The organism is Roseimicrobium gellanilyticum (assembly GCF_003315205.1).
GTDB classification, from domain to species: domain Bacteria; phylum Verrucomicrobiota; class Verrucomicrobiia; order Verrucomicrobiales; family Verrucomicrobiaceae; genus Roseimicrobium; species Roseimicrobium gellanilyticum.
This window is the reverse complement of sequence record NZ_QNRR01000005.1, coordinates 410,730-427,232: the sequence shown is the minus strand read 5'-3', so window position 1 is coordinate 427,232 and position 16,503 is coordinate 410,730. Positions and strand designations below refer to the sequence as shown.

Sequence of the window (16,503 nt, the reverse complement as noted above, 5' to 3'; positions counted from 1 at the left end):
GCATGGACATCGACGTGACCAAACCCAGCACCCAAGCGCCCACCCGCCTCCAGCGGTGGAAGGCGGGCTTTGTGTCCTGGGCGAAGGCTGGCTTCCTGCCGGAGCCCATCAGCCGCTGGGAATGGTTCATCATGCGTCTGCTCTTCGGGGCCATGCTCGTGTGGATATTCACGGACTGGCACCCCTTCCGCCACGTGGCGCAGGACAAGCCGAAAGGCATCGCCAATTTCGTGGACCTCACCTGGCTGCATCACGGAGTCATGGAACCGGGCGAGGAACTCGGCGCCAAAGGCGCGGGCCCGCTCACGTGGATCCCGCGTGCCGGGCTGTTTGAGGAGTTCTTCGTCATCGCCTGTGTGCTCATCGCCGTGTACATCCTTGGCTACGGCATCCGCTTCGTGCTGCCCGTGCTCGCGATCATGCACATGCTCGTGTGGACGTATCACGATTCACAGGGCTACACCTACCACGGGCACCAGATGATCAGCATCATGCTCTTCGGCCAGGCCGCGGTGGCGTGGTGGAAGAGGAAGCTGCCCGATGCCGGGATGCGCGCCCAGCTCTGGTACTACAGCCGCGGCATCATCCTCGCGGGCTACATCACCTCCGTGGTGACGAAGATCATCAACTCCAAGGGCATGTGGCTGTGGAACTCACAGTACCTCAGCGTGGAGATCATCAAGACCCACCGCCTCTCCTATTACAAGGACCTGGAAGTGGAGTTCGCCGGTGATCCCGCCTCCGCCACGCTCCTGCTGCACCATCCCTATCTGGCGATGCTGCTCTTTGACGTGGGCTTCTTCATTGAACTCTTCGCCTGGGTGGGACTGCGCGATCGGAAGTGGTCCTGCTTCATGGGCATCTCCATCATCATCCTGCACCTCTCCATCGCCTGGCTGATGAGATTGTCTTTTACGAACCATCAGATCCTCTGTTTGATATTCCTGGTGAATGTCCCGTGGCTCATCGCGCTGGCGATGTCACGCGCACGCGGTCCGCGTCTCTCCCTGCAAAAGACGCTGCCCTGATCCCAGCTTCCGTTTCTCCCTTTCCTATGCGACCTGCTCACTCCTTCACAACCCTCTCCGCGGCCCTCACGCTCCTGATGGGTACGGTGACCTCTGCGACCGCTTCCCAGCCGAAGGGCCTGGCAGACCTGCCGGATCCTTCCGTGGATGCTGAACAGAAAGCCTTCGTGGTGCCAGAGGGTTATGAAATCAACTTGTGGGCCGCCGAGCCCCTGCTGCGCAAGCCGGTGCAGATGAACTGGGACTCGAAGGGCCGCCTTTGGGTGGTGTGCAGTACGACCTATCCCCAAATCAAACCGGGTGAGGAAGCCATCGACCAGGTGGTCATCCTTGAAGACACGGACAACGACGGCAAGGCGGACAAGAGCACGCTCTTCGCCGATGACCTGCACATCCCCACCGCCGTGCTTCCTGCAAACGGTGGCTGCTATGTGGCGAACTCGACGGAGATTCTTTTCCTCAGGGACACGGATGGCGATGGCAAGGCAGATCAGCGCCAGGTGGTGCTGAGCGGTTTCGGCACGGAGGATACCCACCACCTCGTACACACCTTGCGCCATGGTCCGGATGGGCAAATTCATTTCAACCAGAGCATTTACATCCACAGCCACATCGAAACGCCATGGGGCGTACGCCGGCTCATGGGTGGCGGCATCTGGGAATACCAGCCCGAGACACAGCGCCTGGAGATCATCGCGAAGGGTCTCATCAACCCTTGGGGCCATGAGTTCGACCGCTGGGGTCAGAGCTTTGCCACGGACGGTGCCGGCAGCGAAGGCATCAACTTCATCTACCCTGGTGCCGTCTTCAAGACTTCGCCCGGTGCGAAGCGTGTGCTGGATGGTCTGAATCCCGGCCAGCCGAAGCAATGCGGCTTGGAAATCGTCGAGGACCCGCACTTCCCGGACGACTGGCAGGACACCCTCATCACTTGCGACTTCCGCGGCAATCGCATCAACCGCTTCAAGCTTTCCGAAAGCGGCAGCAGCTACGTGAGCAAGCAATTGCCCGACGTGCTGGCGAGCACGCATCGTGGCTTCCGCCCCATCGATGCACGCACGGGCTCCGATGGCGCACTCTACATCGCGGACTGGTTCAATCCCATCATCCAGCACGGTGAAGTGGACTTCCGCGACCCCCGTCGCGACCGCGTGAATGGCCGCATCTGGCGTCTCACCGCCAAGGGCCGTCCGCTTACGGAGAAGGTGGACTTTTCGAAGATGACGCTCGAAGAGCTGGTGAAGCAACTCGAAAGCCCGCGCCGCTGGAACCGTCAGTTCGCCACGCTGGAAATGCGTGAGCGCATGCCCCAAGAAGCCATCGCCCTGCTGAACAAAATCAGGGAAGAAGCCCTGCCTGCCGACCTCGCGACGGTGCCTCCGCAGCAAGGCGAGACGCTCCTGCACCTGGCTTGGGCACGGGAAGCACTCAACGTGCACTCGGCGAAGTGGACCCGCCTCCTGCTCACCTCTCCCGACCCTCGTGTCCGTGCCGCAGGCCTGCGCATTCTCTCTCATCACCTCGATAAAGTGCCGGATGCCCTGAAGCTGCTGGAAAATGCTGTGGCGGATGAAAGCGCGCAGGTGCGCCTGTGGGCCGTCGCCTGCCTGCGCCTCATGTCCAAGCCCGAAGCCTTCGCCGTGGCCCTTCGCGCACTCGACAAGCAGACACCGGTGGACAACAACATCGACTTCCTCCTGGAACTCACCGCACGCGAGCAGGCGGATATCTGGTTGCCCGTCTTTCTCGCTGGGAAACTGAAGCTCGACGAAAATCCCAAGCACCTCGTCTATGCGCTGAAGTCCACCGGCAAACCAGAGGCTCTGGAACCGCTGCTCACCGCCTACCTCGCGAACAAGCTTGCTCCGGAAGATGCGGAAACCGTGCTGGCCATGGTGGGTGACTTCGGCTCACCAAAACAGCTCGGGGCCATCCTCACCGTGGCTCTGGAACGTTTGGGCCAGAATGCGCCAGTGTCTCCCCTCCTCGCCTCCCTGCAGCGAGCGGCCCAACGGGGCGGCATTCCCGAGGGAGCCGCGTTTGAGCAGACGAAGAAGCTGCTCGACTCCGCGAATCCCGGCTTCCGCGCGCAAGGCGCCCAGCTCGCCGGCCTGTGGAAGCAGGAACCTGCGCGCGAACTGCTCACGCAATGGGCCCAGAGCGCCGAGGCGGACATGGCTGTCCGCGTGGCTTCCGTACGCGGTCTGGTGTCCCTGGGTGGCGAAGCCTCCCGTACCCTGCTCGACAAGCTTTCCCAGGATCCCTCCGGTGAAGTGCGAGCCCAGCTCGGCATCATCCCACTCTCGGATCTCACGCCCTCCCTCGCAGCCAAGCGTGCCGTGGAGTTCCTCGGTACGGTGAAGTCCCCCGAGGATGCGAAGCCTGTACTGGAAGCCTTCCTCCGGAACAAGAAGCTCCCCGCGGTGCTGGCGAAGGAACTCGAAGGCAAGACCATTCCTGAAGCCGCTGCCATCGAAGGCATCCGCCTCGCAAGCAGCAAGGGCCTGGCCTCACTCATCGAAGACTCCCTGCGCAAAGCGGGCCAGATCAAGCAGATGGACAAACCGCTCACTCCTGAGGAGATGACTGCCATGGTGGCCAAGGTGCAGAAGCTCGGCGATGCCGCGCGTGGTGAGAAAGTGTACCGCCGTCAGCAGCTTCTGTGCATCTCCTGCCACGCCATCGGCGGCAGCGGTGGTGTGATTGGACCTGATATGGTGAGCATCGGCGCCAGCGCGCAGGTGGATTACCTCATCGAATCCATCCTCAACCCCACGGCAAAAATCAAGGAAGGCTACCACATGACCATGGTCACCACCAAAGACGGCCGCGTGGTGGCGGGTGGTGTGGCTCAGGACGGCAGCGATGAACTGGTCATCCGCGACGCCGCAAACCAGATGCACAAAGTCGCCAAGGCGGACATCGCGCAGAAGACCATCAGCCCCGTGTCCATGATGCCCCCCGGTCTCACCGCGAGCCTGCGCGAAGATGAGTTCCTGGATCTCGTGCGCTTCCTCAGTGAGCTGGGCCGGGAAGGTCCCTACAAGACTCCCGCCAACCCCTACATCCGCACCTGGCGCACCATGGGCGTGATGGAGCAGGCGGACGTGGACCACGTGCGTCACGTGGGCCTCTTCGCCCTCAACGACCGCGCCTACAAGTACCCGTGGGAGTTCAAGACCAGCCTCGTGAGCGGCGACCTGCCCCTGGCCGAGATGCCCGTGCCCGTGAAGATGTATCCCTGGTTCCCCCGCATCGCCCAGGCGGATCTGGAAATGCCCGCCGCCGGTCAGGTAAAGCTGAAGCTCACCGCCACCAAGGGCATCGTAGTGACCGTCGGTGAGAAGGTGATTCAAGAAGTGACGGAAGAGCTCCCGCTCGAACTGCCTGCGGGCAAGAGCACCGTGACCTTCATTCTCACTCGAGAGGCCGGCGAACTCCCCGGCTTCAAGGTGGAAATTGTGGATGGCCCGGCGAAGGTGGTGACGACTCCCTGAGCCACCTCACAAGCAATAAAAAAGATCACGCGGGCATCCGCGTGATCTTTGGAGTGGCTGCGCTTGCTGCGCGGACCAACGCATGGTTTACCGCGGAATCGGCGGTGGCGCGGAAGATGGAACTGGTGGCGGCGTCCCGTAGCGCTCATGCGAGGGTGCCTGCAGAACGGCCAGCACCTCGTTGGTCACGTCCTGGCCTCCACTGAGATTGGTCCAAAGGCTGCCAATAGAGTAGATGGGCCCCCATGGGAGGCCCCACCAACCGCAGAACAAGGTCAGAAGAGTGTACCTCGCCCCTTTCCCCATCCTGCCTTCACTTCCCTTGATGAAGTAGATATCGCTGCCCTTGTTGAAGGTCATGACGATGACCGAGAAGGTGTACTTGAACATCACAAACCGGCCTCCCCGGTCCAGCTCGTGCGCCAGCTCCTGGCCCGTCATGTTTTCTATACCGATGATTTGCATGGGTTATTTTCGAAAGCGCTCATTGCAGCGGGATTGATCCCTTATTGCAAGTCCAAAGCGCTCCCTATTTCAGCATCACCTCACGGATCGCTGCCTTCATCGCGTCTTCCGAACCCGTTGGCACCCAAGCCCAATCGCGCAAATTGCCATCCCTCTCCTGCCAGGCGCGTTCGATGGGAATGTATCCCGGTCCGCACTCGCCGTAACCCATGACCATGACGAAGCTGTCCGGACGCAGTTCTTGCGCATAGAGCTGGAACTCCACATACGACTCGGCTGGCAGCAACAGCAATTGTGCCGCTCCGCCGAAGTCCAGCATCGGCAAATCAATCTGATGCCCGGCCTTCACGCGTTCATACCACGCGAGCCCCATCGCCGCCTCCGCACGAGCGAAAGGTCCCGGGTCATTCGAAATGCGGTGCCGCAACGCCTCCTCCGTGAAGCCAATGCTGTTCCGCGCACCAAGGGCGATTTTCGCCGCTTTGAAACCCACTTGCTCAAGGGGTAGTTTCTTTGTCTGCTTCCACGCCTCCTGCATCGCAGCATGGATCTTACCTGCCAGCACATCACGATTTGCTGGCGCACCATCGTTCCATTTCCCCGCGGTGACATTGCCCGAGCAACCTGAGGCATACATCTGGTGCACCGTGGGATGCTCCTGCTGCATGCGCTCCCGCGCGAGGCCCACGAAGTCGATGGAGATCTCGCCCCCCCCATAGTAGCTCATGGGATGCACGGCATAGCTGTGCAAGGCGCACACGGGTGTCTCCCCATCCCAAAAACTCAAGGTGCGCAGCCACGGATCAATCGTGCCTGCGTCCGCATCGCGTGCCACTGGATTCGTATTGCGGCTCATGCGGTTGTAGAGCACCTGCCCTTCCGGCGTGATGTAGCGTCGATTACTCGCCACCTCCTTCACCTCCGCGCGTCCAATGCCGAAGTGGGTGACACGCTTCTTCCCGGCGAGCGCCTCCTTCACCGCGACACGCACCCGCTGGATGCAAATGCGATTGAAGTCCGGCCAGCACACGCTGGCGAGCTGGATACGAGCCTTCGGGTCCGGCGCTGCAAGGTTCTTCCACGCGCCTGTCTTTTGTGCTTCATGCAATAGATGCTCAGCCTCCGGATCCATGACTGGCGCATCATGCACATGCGTGCTGGTGATGAGCACTCGCTCTGGAACTGTGCCGCACTCCTCTGCCAATCCCTTGCGCCAATCTTCGAACGCGGAGCCGCGAATCTCACACCAGTCAAAGCATACCACCACAAAGGGTCTCCCGGCACCGGTAAGCACGAACCCTTTCGCGAGGAGTGGTTGGATGACCTTGCCCGCTGGTGCAATGCCACCACCCATGCAGGGATGTCCCACAGGGATGGTCACATCCACCGTGAAGGTGGCGAGCTCGAAAGGGGCTGCGTGCGTGAACCGCGAAGGCAGCAGCATGAGAAGCAAGAGGGCGAAGGCAAGAAAGCAGCGCGGCAGCATGCCTCCTTATACGGAGTGAGATGGAGGAGTTTGCTCGGAGGCGGCGCACGGATCGGAGGTTGGGCTTTCCAGCCCGACAGTGAGCGTTAGGGCTTCTGCCCTGACAGCTACCGAAACCAACCACACATCACCTCTACAGCCTTGTTCCGCATATCCATCCGTCGGACTAGAAAGTCCAACGTCCGCTGTCGGGCTGGAAAGCCCAACCTCCATTCCCAAAAAGAAACGAGGGCAACCGCCTGCCCTCGTTTTTTGCTTTGCTCGAAGCTGCGCACCCGCTCACACACTACATCTTCGTCTTGCAGTGATGACTGTTGTGGAAGCAGTGCCTGTTGAAGTACCAGGGATCCGAGAAGGTGCTGCTGCTGGTGTTCGAGACATAGCGTCTTCCGGTGCTCGGCTGGTTTGCACAACTGATGAGGGTGGCCGCAGAGGCCAGGAGGATGAGACGTGCAATAGGACGCACGAGATGTGTTTTCATAGCGACGAGTCTGACGCGAACGCACCAGGGACGTTCAAGAGGAGGTGAGTGCTCCACACTTCGCAGACCCAGCAACAACGGCTCTGTGATTCACTCACAAGCACTTCCAAACAATCGACAAAATTTCATCCTCGTGCCGTCACATTCCAGCGCCATTTACAAAGCGAGGATGACATGCAAGCGGAGCCCAACAACCATGCTATGGGCATCGCAATGATATCAGATCAACCCCGTCACACACGGGATGCAACGCAACATGAATCACTGGCCCAACGCATGCCCATAGCGATTGCGCGTTCATGATTTGGACTGCTGGAGCTTGCTCCAGCAATCCAAATCGCATCCGCACCCAGTCCCACATAAATAAAAAAACGGAGGCAACCGCCTGCCTCCGCTCTTTGTGCACACTGTCGCAGGCAACACGCTACGACATCAGATCTTCACCGATGGCTGATGCCTGTGCTTGTGCAGACGCCACGGATCCACGACATCTTGAGCCGCACGACGACTGCCGGGGGTGGGTTGATTCATACAACTCATCAACCCCGCAGTGGAGACGACCAGCAGGAGGAGACGCGCGACCGGGCGGACGAATGTTGTTTTCATAGCACCCGGTCTGACCCGGATGCTTTCTCCATGTTCATGCTGCCACCAGCAGGCAACTTTTCCTGCGCGGTCACTCCAGCCCAGCTTCCGCCAGGCGATCATTCACCTCGGCAGTCTGCAGCTTGCCTACCATCTCATCGAGCCGGCCTTCCACGAACTGGTCCAGATTGTACAAGGTGAACTCAATCCGATGGTCCGTGATGCGGTTCTGCGGGTAGTTGTAAGTGCGGATCTTCTCCTCACGACCGCCGCTGCCAATGAGGGCGCGGCGATGGGCGGAGTATTTCGCGGCCTCCTCCTGCTGCTTCTTCTCCAAGAGACGGGAGCGCAAGATGGTGAGGGCCTTTTCCTTGTTCTTGAGCTGGCTGCGACCGTCCTGGCAGCGCACAATCACCCCCGTGGGGATGTGCAGGACCTGCACGGCGGAGTCGGTGGTATTCACGCCCTGGCCACCGTTGCCGCTCGCACGACAGACTTCGATGCGGACTTCGTCCGGTTTGAGCTGCACATCAACGTCCTCAGCCTCAGGCAGCACTGCGACCGTGGCGGCGGAGGTGTGGATGCGGCCCTGGGCCTCCGTGGCGGGCACGCGCTGCACGCGGTGGACGCCGCTCTCGTACTTCAGCGAGCTGAAGACATCGTCCCCGCTGACCTTGAACACGACTTCCTTGTACCCGCCCACACCGGCGGGGCTGGCTTCGAGGGGCTCGGTCTTCCAGCCGCGCTCTTCCGCGTAGCGGGAGTACATGCGGAAGAGGTCGCCCGCGAAAAGCGCCGCCTCGTCCCCACCGGTACCGGCGCGGATTTCCATGATGACATCGCGACCCTCCAGCGGGTCCGGGGGCAGGATGAAACGCTGCACGGCCGCCTCCAGCTCTAGGATGCGGGCCTGCAGGCCGGGCAGTTCCTCCTCGGCCATGGCGGCCAGCTCGGCATCGCCGGACTTCATGAGGTCGGTGTTGTCCGCTATCTGCTGGAGCACCCGCTGGTACTCGTCCCAAGACTTGGTGAGCGTCTCCAGGCCACGGTGTTCACGGAGGAGTTCGCCCGCCTTGCGATTGTCGTCATAAAAGTCCAACTGGCCCATGAGAGCTTCAATCTCAGCGAGTCGTGCTTTTTTCTTATCGATGATGGAGGAGTAGTCCATGGAGCAGGGAGGACAGGAAAATCAGGCGTGGGAACACTTACAGTATGGCACAAAGAAAGAACGGTGTCGCGCCGGAGGCACGAGCACCGTTCTGCTGGAAATCAAAGATGAAGGAGCTAGGCCGTGACTTCGGCGGGAGCGGCAGCGGCTCCGACCTTGGGCTTGGTACGGCGGGTAGCGCTGGTGGAACCGTAGCGCTGGGCGAACTTGTCCACGCGACCAGCGGTGTCGACGAAGCGCTGTTCACCCGTGAAATAGGGGTGGCAGGCGGCGCAAATACCAATCTTCAGGTTCTTGACCGTGGAAAGGGTGTTGTAGACCTTCCCGCAAGTGCAGGTGATGGTCGTTTCAAACGTAGTGGGATGAGCTTCCTTCTTCATAACGGCAACTGAGGGGTCGAATGTTATTGGGCATTCGGGTGCCCACCCCCGGAGGGAGGCAAGCAAAGGGCAGAGACGGTAAGCGACCCCGCCCGGGGATCAAGGTAAATTTCGAGTGTGGAGGGCCGGTGGATGCAGGGGGGACGGTTCCAATGCAACTTGCACTCACTCTGCTTTGAGGAAAAAAGTGGAACCGTATGCAGCCAAACAGCAAGCTTCTAAGAGCGGCAAGGTGGGTCTTTGGCTTTTCGATCGCGCTTGGCGTTGGATTCCTCGCACGCTCGGCGCCTTTCACTCCCCTGGCGTTGCTGGCACATTTGGTAGTGGCGTGCCTGCTCGTCCCTACTTCGCTGGCCGCGGCGTGTGTCGTTGCCATTTCTCTCTTCCGGCTCTTCAAACCAGGCGCGAAAGGGCCAGTCGTGGCGGCAGTTCTCCTGTGCCTTCCCTTGCCCTCCCTGTGGATCAAAAGCTGGAGAGGTGAGGCAGGGTTGGCGAAGTGGGACCAGTGGTTTTTGCTCGTCTATGAGGTCAGTCCTCTTCTGCTGGACTACCACAAACAGCACCCCGTAAAGTTCAAATATGTCACGGATTCGGGAAGTGAAGAAGTGCTGGTGGAGGGATTTGTCGGATACGCGAAGGCACGCATCCCAACGCTTCCGGTGAAAAACATCAGTGGTGTAGACCGGATCGTGGATTCTTGGGGAAAACCGATCCGCTATGTGATGTCCCGGGGAGACGACGAAATGATAACCGTGGGAGACTACAGTGAACGGATCACGTTTGGGGGCGGAGGAGATGCGTCGATTTGGGAGAATCCACACGGACTTGGCATCGCCCAGCAAGAGCCCCAAGAGCGCATCTATGCAGGTGAAAAGCGCTCCACCATTGTGGTCAGAATGAGCTCCAGGTTCTCGCAGCGATACCAAGAAGACCATCCCAACGAACGTCCCTAGAACTGCGTCATCGTCGGAGAAGATCATCGCGCTGATTGAGGCGACGACGATTGTGCATCAGCGCGCTGAATCGGAACCAATCACTCATGACCAGCCCACCTGAGGGATTCCAAATCATCGAGTACAAGCCCCGGGAGCTCCTTGTGCTGGAATACCGTTCCACGGGAATGGGCTGCATGCTTGTGTTCCTTTCCGTGCTCATTCTGGGCTTGGGTGGCGGCTTCCTGATTGCGTTTGTCGCTGCTCCCGACCAGCTGACGCAAATGTTTACAAGTACGTGGTGGGCCGCGTTGGCCGGAGTCGGCGGCGCGCTCTCCCTCATACACTTTTCCTTCTTCGTCATCTCGCACCTGTTTGGGTCCACCCGCATGACGGCAACCCGAGACGCTCTCGTGATCACCAAATCGCTCTGCTCTATTACCCGGTCCAAGCAGGTGTCCCGACTATCAATGGAATCGCTGGAGCAGGTCAAGGATGGCGGTGAAGGAGAAGATTCGTTCCCCTCCTGGGGCCTTGTATTGAAGACCCGATCCAATCATGTACTTCTGGAGAGGCAGCCCATTGCGCAGAGTGATTGGCTGGGGCTAATTCTTGCAGATTGGTTCGGGATTCCCTACAGGGCGGCCACGATACGGAAATAGGCCCTGCGCGACGGGGTTCTTTTGTGCGATTCATCACAACATTGTCCGTGCGAAGAGTGTCAAATTCATGAACCCATCGAGGCGCGGAAGCCCCGTGCCATGAGATCTTTACACGCACCGGAGGAAGGAACCATGTCACACCCAGGCATCGAAGGCTGGTTCCCGGAGTGCATCATCTGCGGCATGGGAAATCTCCATGGTGTCGTGTGCCTGGATCCCACGTGTCATGAGTTCATCTACGAGTCCGCGCATGATGCGCCGGCGTCTTCCTCGACCCAGGCGCATCATTCCCACGGGCACTTCTGGAAGACCTGTGCTGCCTGCCAGAAGGACATCCGTGCAGACGCCGGATCGTGGGGCACGTATGCCATCTGCACAGAGTGTTTCGCCAGCTATTTCGCTGCACGACGACTACCGCCAGCTTCCCCATCCGAAGTGACCCAGCATCTGAGCCATGGGTGGCTCCGCTTGTCCGAGTCGCACGAGCCGATCGTGAAGGCGTCGGATGACCGGTGAACTTGCTTACGCGCATGGATTCACCGGAAGAAACGAGGGAGTGAATGCAGAACAACGATTGCACTCCCCATGCTTCCAACTCACGCTGAACTCATGCCCGTGAAACCTTTCCCTTTCTCCGTGATAGCTGCGGCCTGCCTCTGCCTCATGCTGGCAGGATGCTCGCGCACCCCATCCGGCTATGACGGTATGGTGAAGCGCCACGGCGGCAGCCATCCAGACACCATCGCGGATCCCCGGGTCGATGCCGAACACGCCGTGAAATGGGTCCAGGACTGGCAGAAGTCCCTCACATTCTTCACCTCCGAGCTCGACTCCACCGACCCTGCGCACGTGAAGACCGGCATCTGGAGTCTTGGGATCCTGGCGGGAGCCGTGGAGCTGTCTGCCAAGGCGGACAAGGCGCAGTTCGAGAAGACATTCCCTCGCGAGAAACTGAAACAGATCCACGCTGCTCATCCCGAATACGACGAGTGGTACACAGGGCTGCGCCACAGCAGGTTTGCCGCGGAGTTTCCTTCCCCGAAGGTCACGCCTGCGCCCTGAGAAACCCCATCCGAAATCATATCCCTGGTTTCTCCGTTGCTCCGCCTGCGTCTCGGTCCGAAGGAGGGACTGAGGTACTGGTGTATCTGCCCACGTTTCCTGCACGAAAGTGATGTGCAGTGGTGGGTTTATCACCGGGGCGCAATACCCTATCATGGCCATGCGTTAAGTCGGCTGGAGTCCGAGTCACCACTGCCGCCGCCATGTCCCGTCTCCTTTCCCTCCGTCTGGCCGCCCTGTCCTCAGGGATGACCTGGGTCGCTGCCGCCAATGCTGCCGCGCCTGTACCGGACTTTGACAAAGATGTGCGTCCCATCCTCGCGGAGAGCTGCCTGGAGTGCCACAGTCTGGACAAGGCGAAGGGGGGACTGTCGCTGGTGTCGCTGCAGGATGCCGTGAAGGTCTTGAAGAGCGGCGTGCCTGCGTTGGTCCCCGGCAAGCCAGAAGAAAGCGAACTCATCAAGCGCGTGGCCTCCACGCATGAGGATGAGATCATGCCGCCCAAAGAAAAGAAACACCTGACGGCGAAGCAGATTGAGACGCTGAGGCAGTGGATTGCGAGTGGCGCGGAGTGGCCGGCGCATTGGGCGTATCGGCCGGTGGCGGGAAGTGAAAAGTCAGAAGTGAAAAGTCAAAAGGGTGGGGAGAGCCCGATTGATGGTTTTGTGTGGGAGAAGCTGGCGGAAGTGAAGATTGCGCCATCGCCTGAGGCTGACAGGACCACGCTGATTCGGCGCGTGTGGTATGATCTACTGGGCCTGCCACCCACGCCCGAGGAGGTGGATGCGTTTGTGAAGGACTCGGCGCCGAATGCTTATGAGAAGATGGTGGATGCGGCGCTGGCATCACAGCATTTCGGTGAGCGGTGGGGCCGTCACTGGCTGGACATGGCGCGGTATGCGGACAGCGATGGCTATGAGAAAGACCGTCCGCGTCCCGATGCGTGGCGCTATCGTGATTGGGTGATTCGCGCGGTGAATGAGGACATGCCGTTTGATGAGTTCACCATTGAGCAACTCGCGGGTGATTTGCTGCCAGATGCAACACAGGAGCAGATGGTGGCCACCGCGTTCCATCGCCAGACGCTGACGAATACGGAAGGCGGCACGGACCAGGAGCAATTCCGCGTGGAGGCCACCTTCGATCGCACCGAGACCACCGGCACCGTATGGATGGGCCTCTCCGTGGGCTGCGCTCGATGCCACACGCACAAGTACGATCAGATCACGCAGAAGGAGTATTTCCAGATCTACGCCTTCTACAACAATGGCGACGAAGTAAGCCGCCAGGTACCCACGTCACCTACGGAATGGGCCGCCTACGTGCAAAAGAATGGCGGCGAGGTGAAGAAGCTCGTGCCGCTGCAGAAGGATTTGGACGAGGCCAAGGCCGCGCTACCGGTGAAGCTTCCCGAATGGGAAAAGGATGTGCAGGCGCGGCTGACGAAAGCGCGCGAGGCCAAGCCCACGCAGAACTTCACCCCGCTCGAAGTCGCCAAGATCTCCAGCAAGTCCGGCAGTACCTTCAAGACGCTTCCGGATGGCTCACAACTCGCGAGTGGCAAGCAGGCGAAGGTAGATGCGTACACGATTGAACTCGCGCCTTCCGCAAAGCCCATCACCGCACTGCAAATTGAAGTGCTGCCCGATGAATCGCTTCCCAAGAATGGTCCGGGACGCGCCACAGGTGGCAACTTCGTACTCAGCGAAGTGAAAGCGACTACCGGACAACTTCCCGTGCTGCTGCACTCCGCGAAGGCGGACGTCGAACAGAAGGGGTTCAAGGCGGTGGATGCCATCGATGACAAACCGGACACGGGCTGGGCCATCTCCGGATTTGTGGGCAAGCGTCATGTGCTCACCCTGCAACTCGCCACGCCGCTTCCCGCTGGCAGCCCGCTCCGTCTGCAGTTCGACCAGAACTATGGCAAGAGTGAGCACAACCTCGGCCGCTTCCGCATTCTCGCAGCAGCGGAAGAGACCGAAGCCTCCATCGCTCCGCCGGAGGTGGTGAAGATTCTCAACGAAGAACCCAAGCGCCGCAATCCCGTCGTCATCAAGGCTCTCTATGAATGGATGGCAAAACTCGATGTGGATGTGATGGTGGCGTCCACCGCACTGGATACGGCGCAATCAAAGCTTCCCAAGGCTCCGCTCATGGACGTGCGTGTGATCGCGCAACGCAATCGCGACGTGCGCACCACGAAGGTCCTGCACCGCGGTGACTTCCTGAGCCCAGCGGAAGAAGTGAAGCCAGCCGCCCTGGCGGTACTGCCGCCCATCAAGACGCGCAGTGCAGAAGCCGACCGCCTCGACTTCGCGCGCTGGCTGGTGAGCAGGGAGAATCCGCTCACCGCACGCGTGACGGTGAATCACGTCTGGGCGCGCCTCTTTGGGGAAGGCATCGTGCGCACGGTGAATGACTTCGGAGTTCGTGGCGAGCAACCCACGCATCCCGCGATGCTGGACTGGCTTGCCGCCACCTTCATGGACGAGGATGGCTGGAGCCGGAAGAAATTCATCAAGCGCATCATGATGTCTGCCACCTACAAGCAAAGCAGCGCGCACCGCACGGACCTGCTTGAGGTCGATCCACAAAACAAACTCCTCGCCCGGCAGAATCGCATGCGGGTGGAAGGTGAAGTCGTGCGTGACCTCTATCTCGCCTCCTCCGGGTTGCTGAGCCGGAAGGTCGGCGGACCGAGTGTCTATCCGCCCATGCCGCCGGACATCGCAGCACTCAGCTACGCGAACAACTTCAAGTGGGCCACCAGCACCGGTGAAGATCGCAACCGGCGTGGCATGTACACCTTCTTCAAACGTACCGCGCCGCATCCGGACCTGATGACCTTCGATTGCCCCGACGCGAACACCACCAATGTGAAGCGAACGGTGAGCAACACGCCCCTGCAAGCGCTCACCACGCTCAACGCCGAATCTTACGCCGAAGCCGCCAAGGCCCTCGGAAAACGTGTACTCGAAGACAAGACTCTCGCCAACGACGACGAACGCCTCACCCGTTCCTTCCGCCTCTGCGTATCACGCGCACCGACGGAGAAGGAAATCAAGTCCCTGCGCGCACTGCTCTATGACTCCCGCACCTGGTACGCCGGTCACGCAGATGAAGCCAAAGCGCTCACCAAAGGCTATGAGAGCAAGGGCATCGCTACCGACGAGCTTGCCGCCTGGACTGCCACCGCGCGCATCGTGCTGAACCTGGATGAGTTTGTAACGAGGGAGTAGCACGCAACCCATTTTGCCCCACCATCATGCACCCCATCTCCGCACTTGAGCAGTTCACGCGTCGTGACTTTCTCACGACCACGGCGAATGGCATTGGCATGATGGCGCTGGGTTCCATCCTGACGCAGGAAGGACTCATGACACCAGCCTCGGCAGCGGCGATGCCGATGGATCCGCTGGCACCGCGGAAGCCGCACTTCCCGGCCAAGGCGAAGAACTGCATCTGCATCTTCATGGAGGGCGCGCCCTCGCAGATGGACCTCTTCGATCCGAAGCCGAAGCTCAATGAACTGAACGGCCAGGCCCTGCCGGAGAGCATGACGAAGAATGTGCGCTTCGCCTTCATCAAGAAGGAAACCGCGCGCATCATGGGCAGCCCGCGCACTTTTACGAAGCACGGACAGTGCGGCATGGACTTCAGCGATCTGCTGCCGCATCTCGCCACCTGCGCGGACGACCTGCTGATGGTGCGGTCCATGCACACGGACCAGTTCAACCACCATCCGGGACAGCTTCTCTTGCATACGGGCCGCGCCACCTTCGGACTGCCGACGATGGGTTCGTGGCTGAACTATGGGCTTGGCAGCGAATCGCGAAACCTTCCGGGCTACGTGGTTCTCAGCGCGGGTCGCGGCACGAGCGGCGGCGCGTCTTTGTGGCAGAGTGGATTCCTGCCCAGCTCGTATGCGGGCGTGCTTTTCCGAAATCAGGGTGAGCCAGTGCTGAATCTGAAAAACCCCGAGGGCCTGCCCACCGCGCTGCAACGTCGTGGACTGGACACGCTCGCTGAGCTCAACCAGCAGCGCTTCGACCAGATGCGCGACCCGGAAATCTCCAGCCGCATCAGTGCCTATGAGCTCGCGTTCCGCATGCAAAGCGCGGCTCCGGAGTTGATCGATCTCAGCACGGAGTCCGACAAGACGCTGGAGATGTATGGTGTGAATCGCGAAGACCTGAAGGTCAAAGCGGATCGCGCCGGCGGTCCGGGGCAATACAAGTCCTATGCGACCAACTGCCTCCTCGCCCGCCGTCTCGTGGAGCGCGGCGTGCGCTTCGTGAGCATCATGCACGCGAGTTGGGATCACCACAGCAACCTGAACAACGAACTCGCCTTCAACGCGGGCATGGCAGATCAACCCATTGCCGCGCTCATCAAGGATCTGAAGGATCGCGGCATGCTGGAGGACACCATGGTCATCTGGTGCAGTGAATTCGGCCGCACGCCATTGGGTGAGAACCGTGGTGGCAATCCGAATGTCACGGGACGTGACCACCATCCCTTTGCATTCACCATCCTCATGGCCGGTGGCGGCATCAAGGGTGGCCAGGTGTACGGTGAGACGGATGAAATTGGCTGGGGCATCACCAAGGACCCGGTGCACATGAATGACTTCCATGCGACCATGCTGCATCTCTTCGGCCTGGACCACTTGAAGCTCACACACCGGTTCCAGGGTCGGGACTTCCGCCTCACGGATGTGGGTGGAAAGGTTATTCCTGCGTGGATCGCGTAGC

14 protein-coding genes are annotated in these 16,503 nt (G+C 60.3%); 8 read left to right on the top strand and 6 right to left on the bottom strand.

The features are described from left to right. The first annotated feature begins 2 nt into the window (after window positions 1-2). Together DES53_RS16590 and DES53_RS16585 are read left to right on the top strand one after the other, a co-directional pair. Window positions 3-1,028, top strand: coding sequence for a hypothetical protein (locus tag DES53_RS16590; RefSeq protein WP_113959394.1), 1,026 nt, complete (start codon window positions 3-5; stop codon window positions 1,026-1,028). 26 nt (window positions 1,029-1,054) lie between these two features. Next, entirely contained in the window at window positions 1,055-4,525 is a 3,471-nt protein-coding gene (locus tag DES53_RS16585) for a PVC-type heme-binding CxxCH protein (protein ID WP_113959393.1), read from the top strand. 87 nt (window positions 4,526-4,612) lie between these two features. On the opposite strand, the gene DES53_RS16580 is transcribed toward DES53_RS16585, so the two are convergent. From DES53_RS16580 to rpmE, 6 genes are all read right to left on the bottom strand, one after another. Beyond that, on the bottom strand, window positions 4,613-4,990 hold the full coding sequence (locus DES53_RS16580; protein WP_211325575.1) for a hypothetical protein: 378 nt from the start codon (window positions 4,988-4,990) through the stop codon (window positions 4,613-4,615). A gap of 64 nt (window positions 4,991-5,054) precedes the next feature. Further along, window positions 5,055-6,434: a hypothetical protein gene (locus DES53_RS16575; protein WP_113959443.1), complete on the bottom strand. Its 1,380-nt coding sequence runs from the start codon at window positions 6,432-6,434 to the stop codon at window positions 5,055-5,057. Between the two features lie 328 nt (window positions 6,435-6,762). Further along, window positions 6,763-6,957: a hypothetical protein gene (locus tag DES53_RS16565; protein ID WP_113959392.1), complete on the bottom strand. Its 195-nt coding sequence runs from the start codon at window positions 6,955-6,957 to the stop codon at window positions 6,763-6,765. Window positions 6,958-7,389: 432 nt separating this feature from the next. Continuing rightward, window positions 7,390-7,563 (bottom strand): hypothetical protein, encoded by a 174-nt coding sequence (locus tag DES53_RS33050; RefSeq protein ID WP_170157177.1) that lies wholly within the window; start codon window positions 7,561-7,563, stop codon window positions 7,390-7,392. A gap of 70 nt (window positions 7,564-7,633) precedes the next feature. Beyond that, window positions 7,634-8,710 (bottom strand): peptide chain release factor 1, encoded by a 1,077-nt coding sequence (gene prfA, locus DES53_RS16560; RefSeq protein WP_113959391.1) that lies wholly within the window; start codon window positions 8,708-8,710, stop codon window positions 7,634-7,636. 116 nt (window positions 8,711-8,826) lie between these two features. Beyond that, window positions 8,827-9,090 carry a 50S ribosomal protein L31 gene (gene rpmE / locus DES53_RS16555; protein ID WP_113959390.1) on the bottom strand — a complete coding sequence of 88 codons (264 nt, stop codon included), beginning with the start codon at window positions 9,088-9,090 and terminating at the stop codon, window positions 8,827-8,829. A gap of 446 nt (window positions 9,091-9,536) precedes the next feature. Here rpmE and DES53_RS16550 point away from each other — a divergent pair, with 446 nt between their 5' ends. The 6 genes from DES53_RS16550 (at window position 9,537) to DES53_RS16525 (ending at window position 16,502) form a co-directional block, all read left to right on the top strand. Further along, a complete protein-coding gene (locus DES53_RS16550; RefSeq protein WP_147263444.1) occupies window positions 9,537-10,043 on the top strand; it encodes a hypothetical protein in 507 nt (168 codons plus the stop codon). 86 nt (window positions 10,044-10,129) lie between these two features. Next, entirely contained in the window at window positions 10,130-10,684 is a 555-nt protein-coding gene (locus DES53_RS16545) for a hypothetical protein (protein WP_113959388.1), read from the top strand. Window positions 10,685-10,783: 99 nt separating this feature from the next. Next, window positions 10,784-11,200 carry a hypothetical protein gene (locus DES53_RS16540; RefSeq protein ID WP_211325574.1) on the top strand — a complete coding sequence of 139 codons (417 nt, stop codon included), beginning with the start codon at window positions 10,784-10,786 and terminating at the stop codon, window positions 11,198-11,200. 69 nt (window positions 11,201-11,269) lie between these two features. Then, window positions 11,270-11,746: a hypothetical protein gene (locus DES53_RS16535; RefSeq protein ID WP_211325573.1), complete on the top strand. Its 477-nt coding sequence runs from the start codon at window positions 11,270-11,272 to the stop codon at window positions 11,744-11,746. A gap of 203 nt (window positions 11,747-11,949) precedes the next feature. Further along, window positions 11,950-14,988 (top strand): PSD1 and planctomycete cytochrome C domain-containing protein, encoded by a 3,039-nt coding sequence (locus DES53_RS16530; protein ID WP_113959385.1) that lies wholly within the window; start codon window positions 11,950-11,952, stop codon window positions 14,986-14,988. Window positions 14,989-15,014: 26 nt separating this feature from the next. Further along, window positions 15,015-16,502, top strand: coding sequence for a DUF1501 domain-containing protein (locus tag DES53_RS16525; protein ID WP_113959384.1), 1,488 nt, complete (start codon window positions 15,015-15,017; stop codon window positions 16,500-16,502). Window position 16,503: the final 1 nt, after the last annotated feature.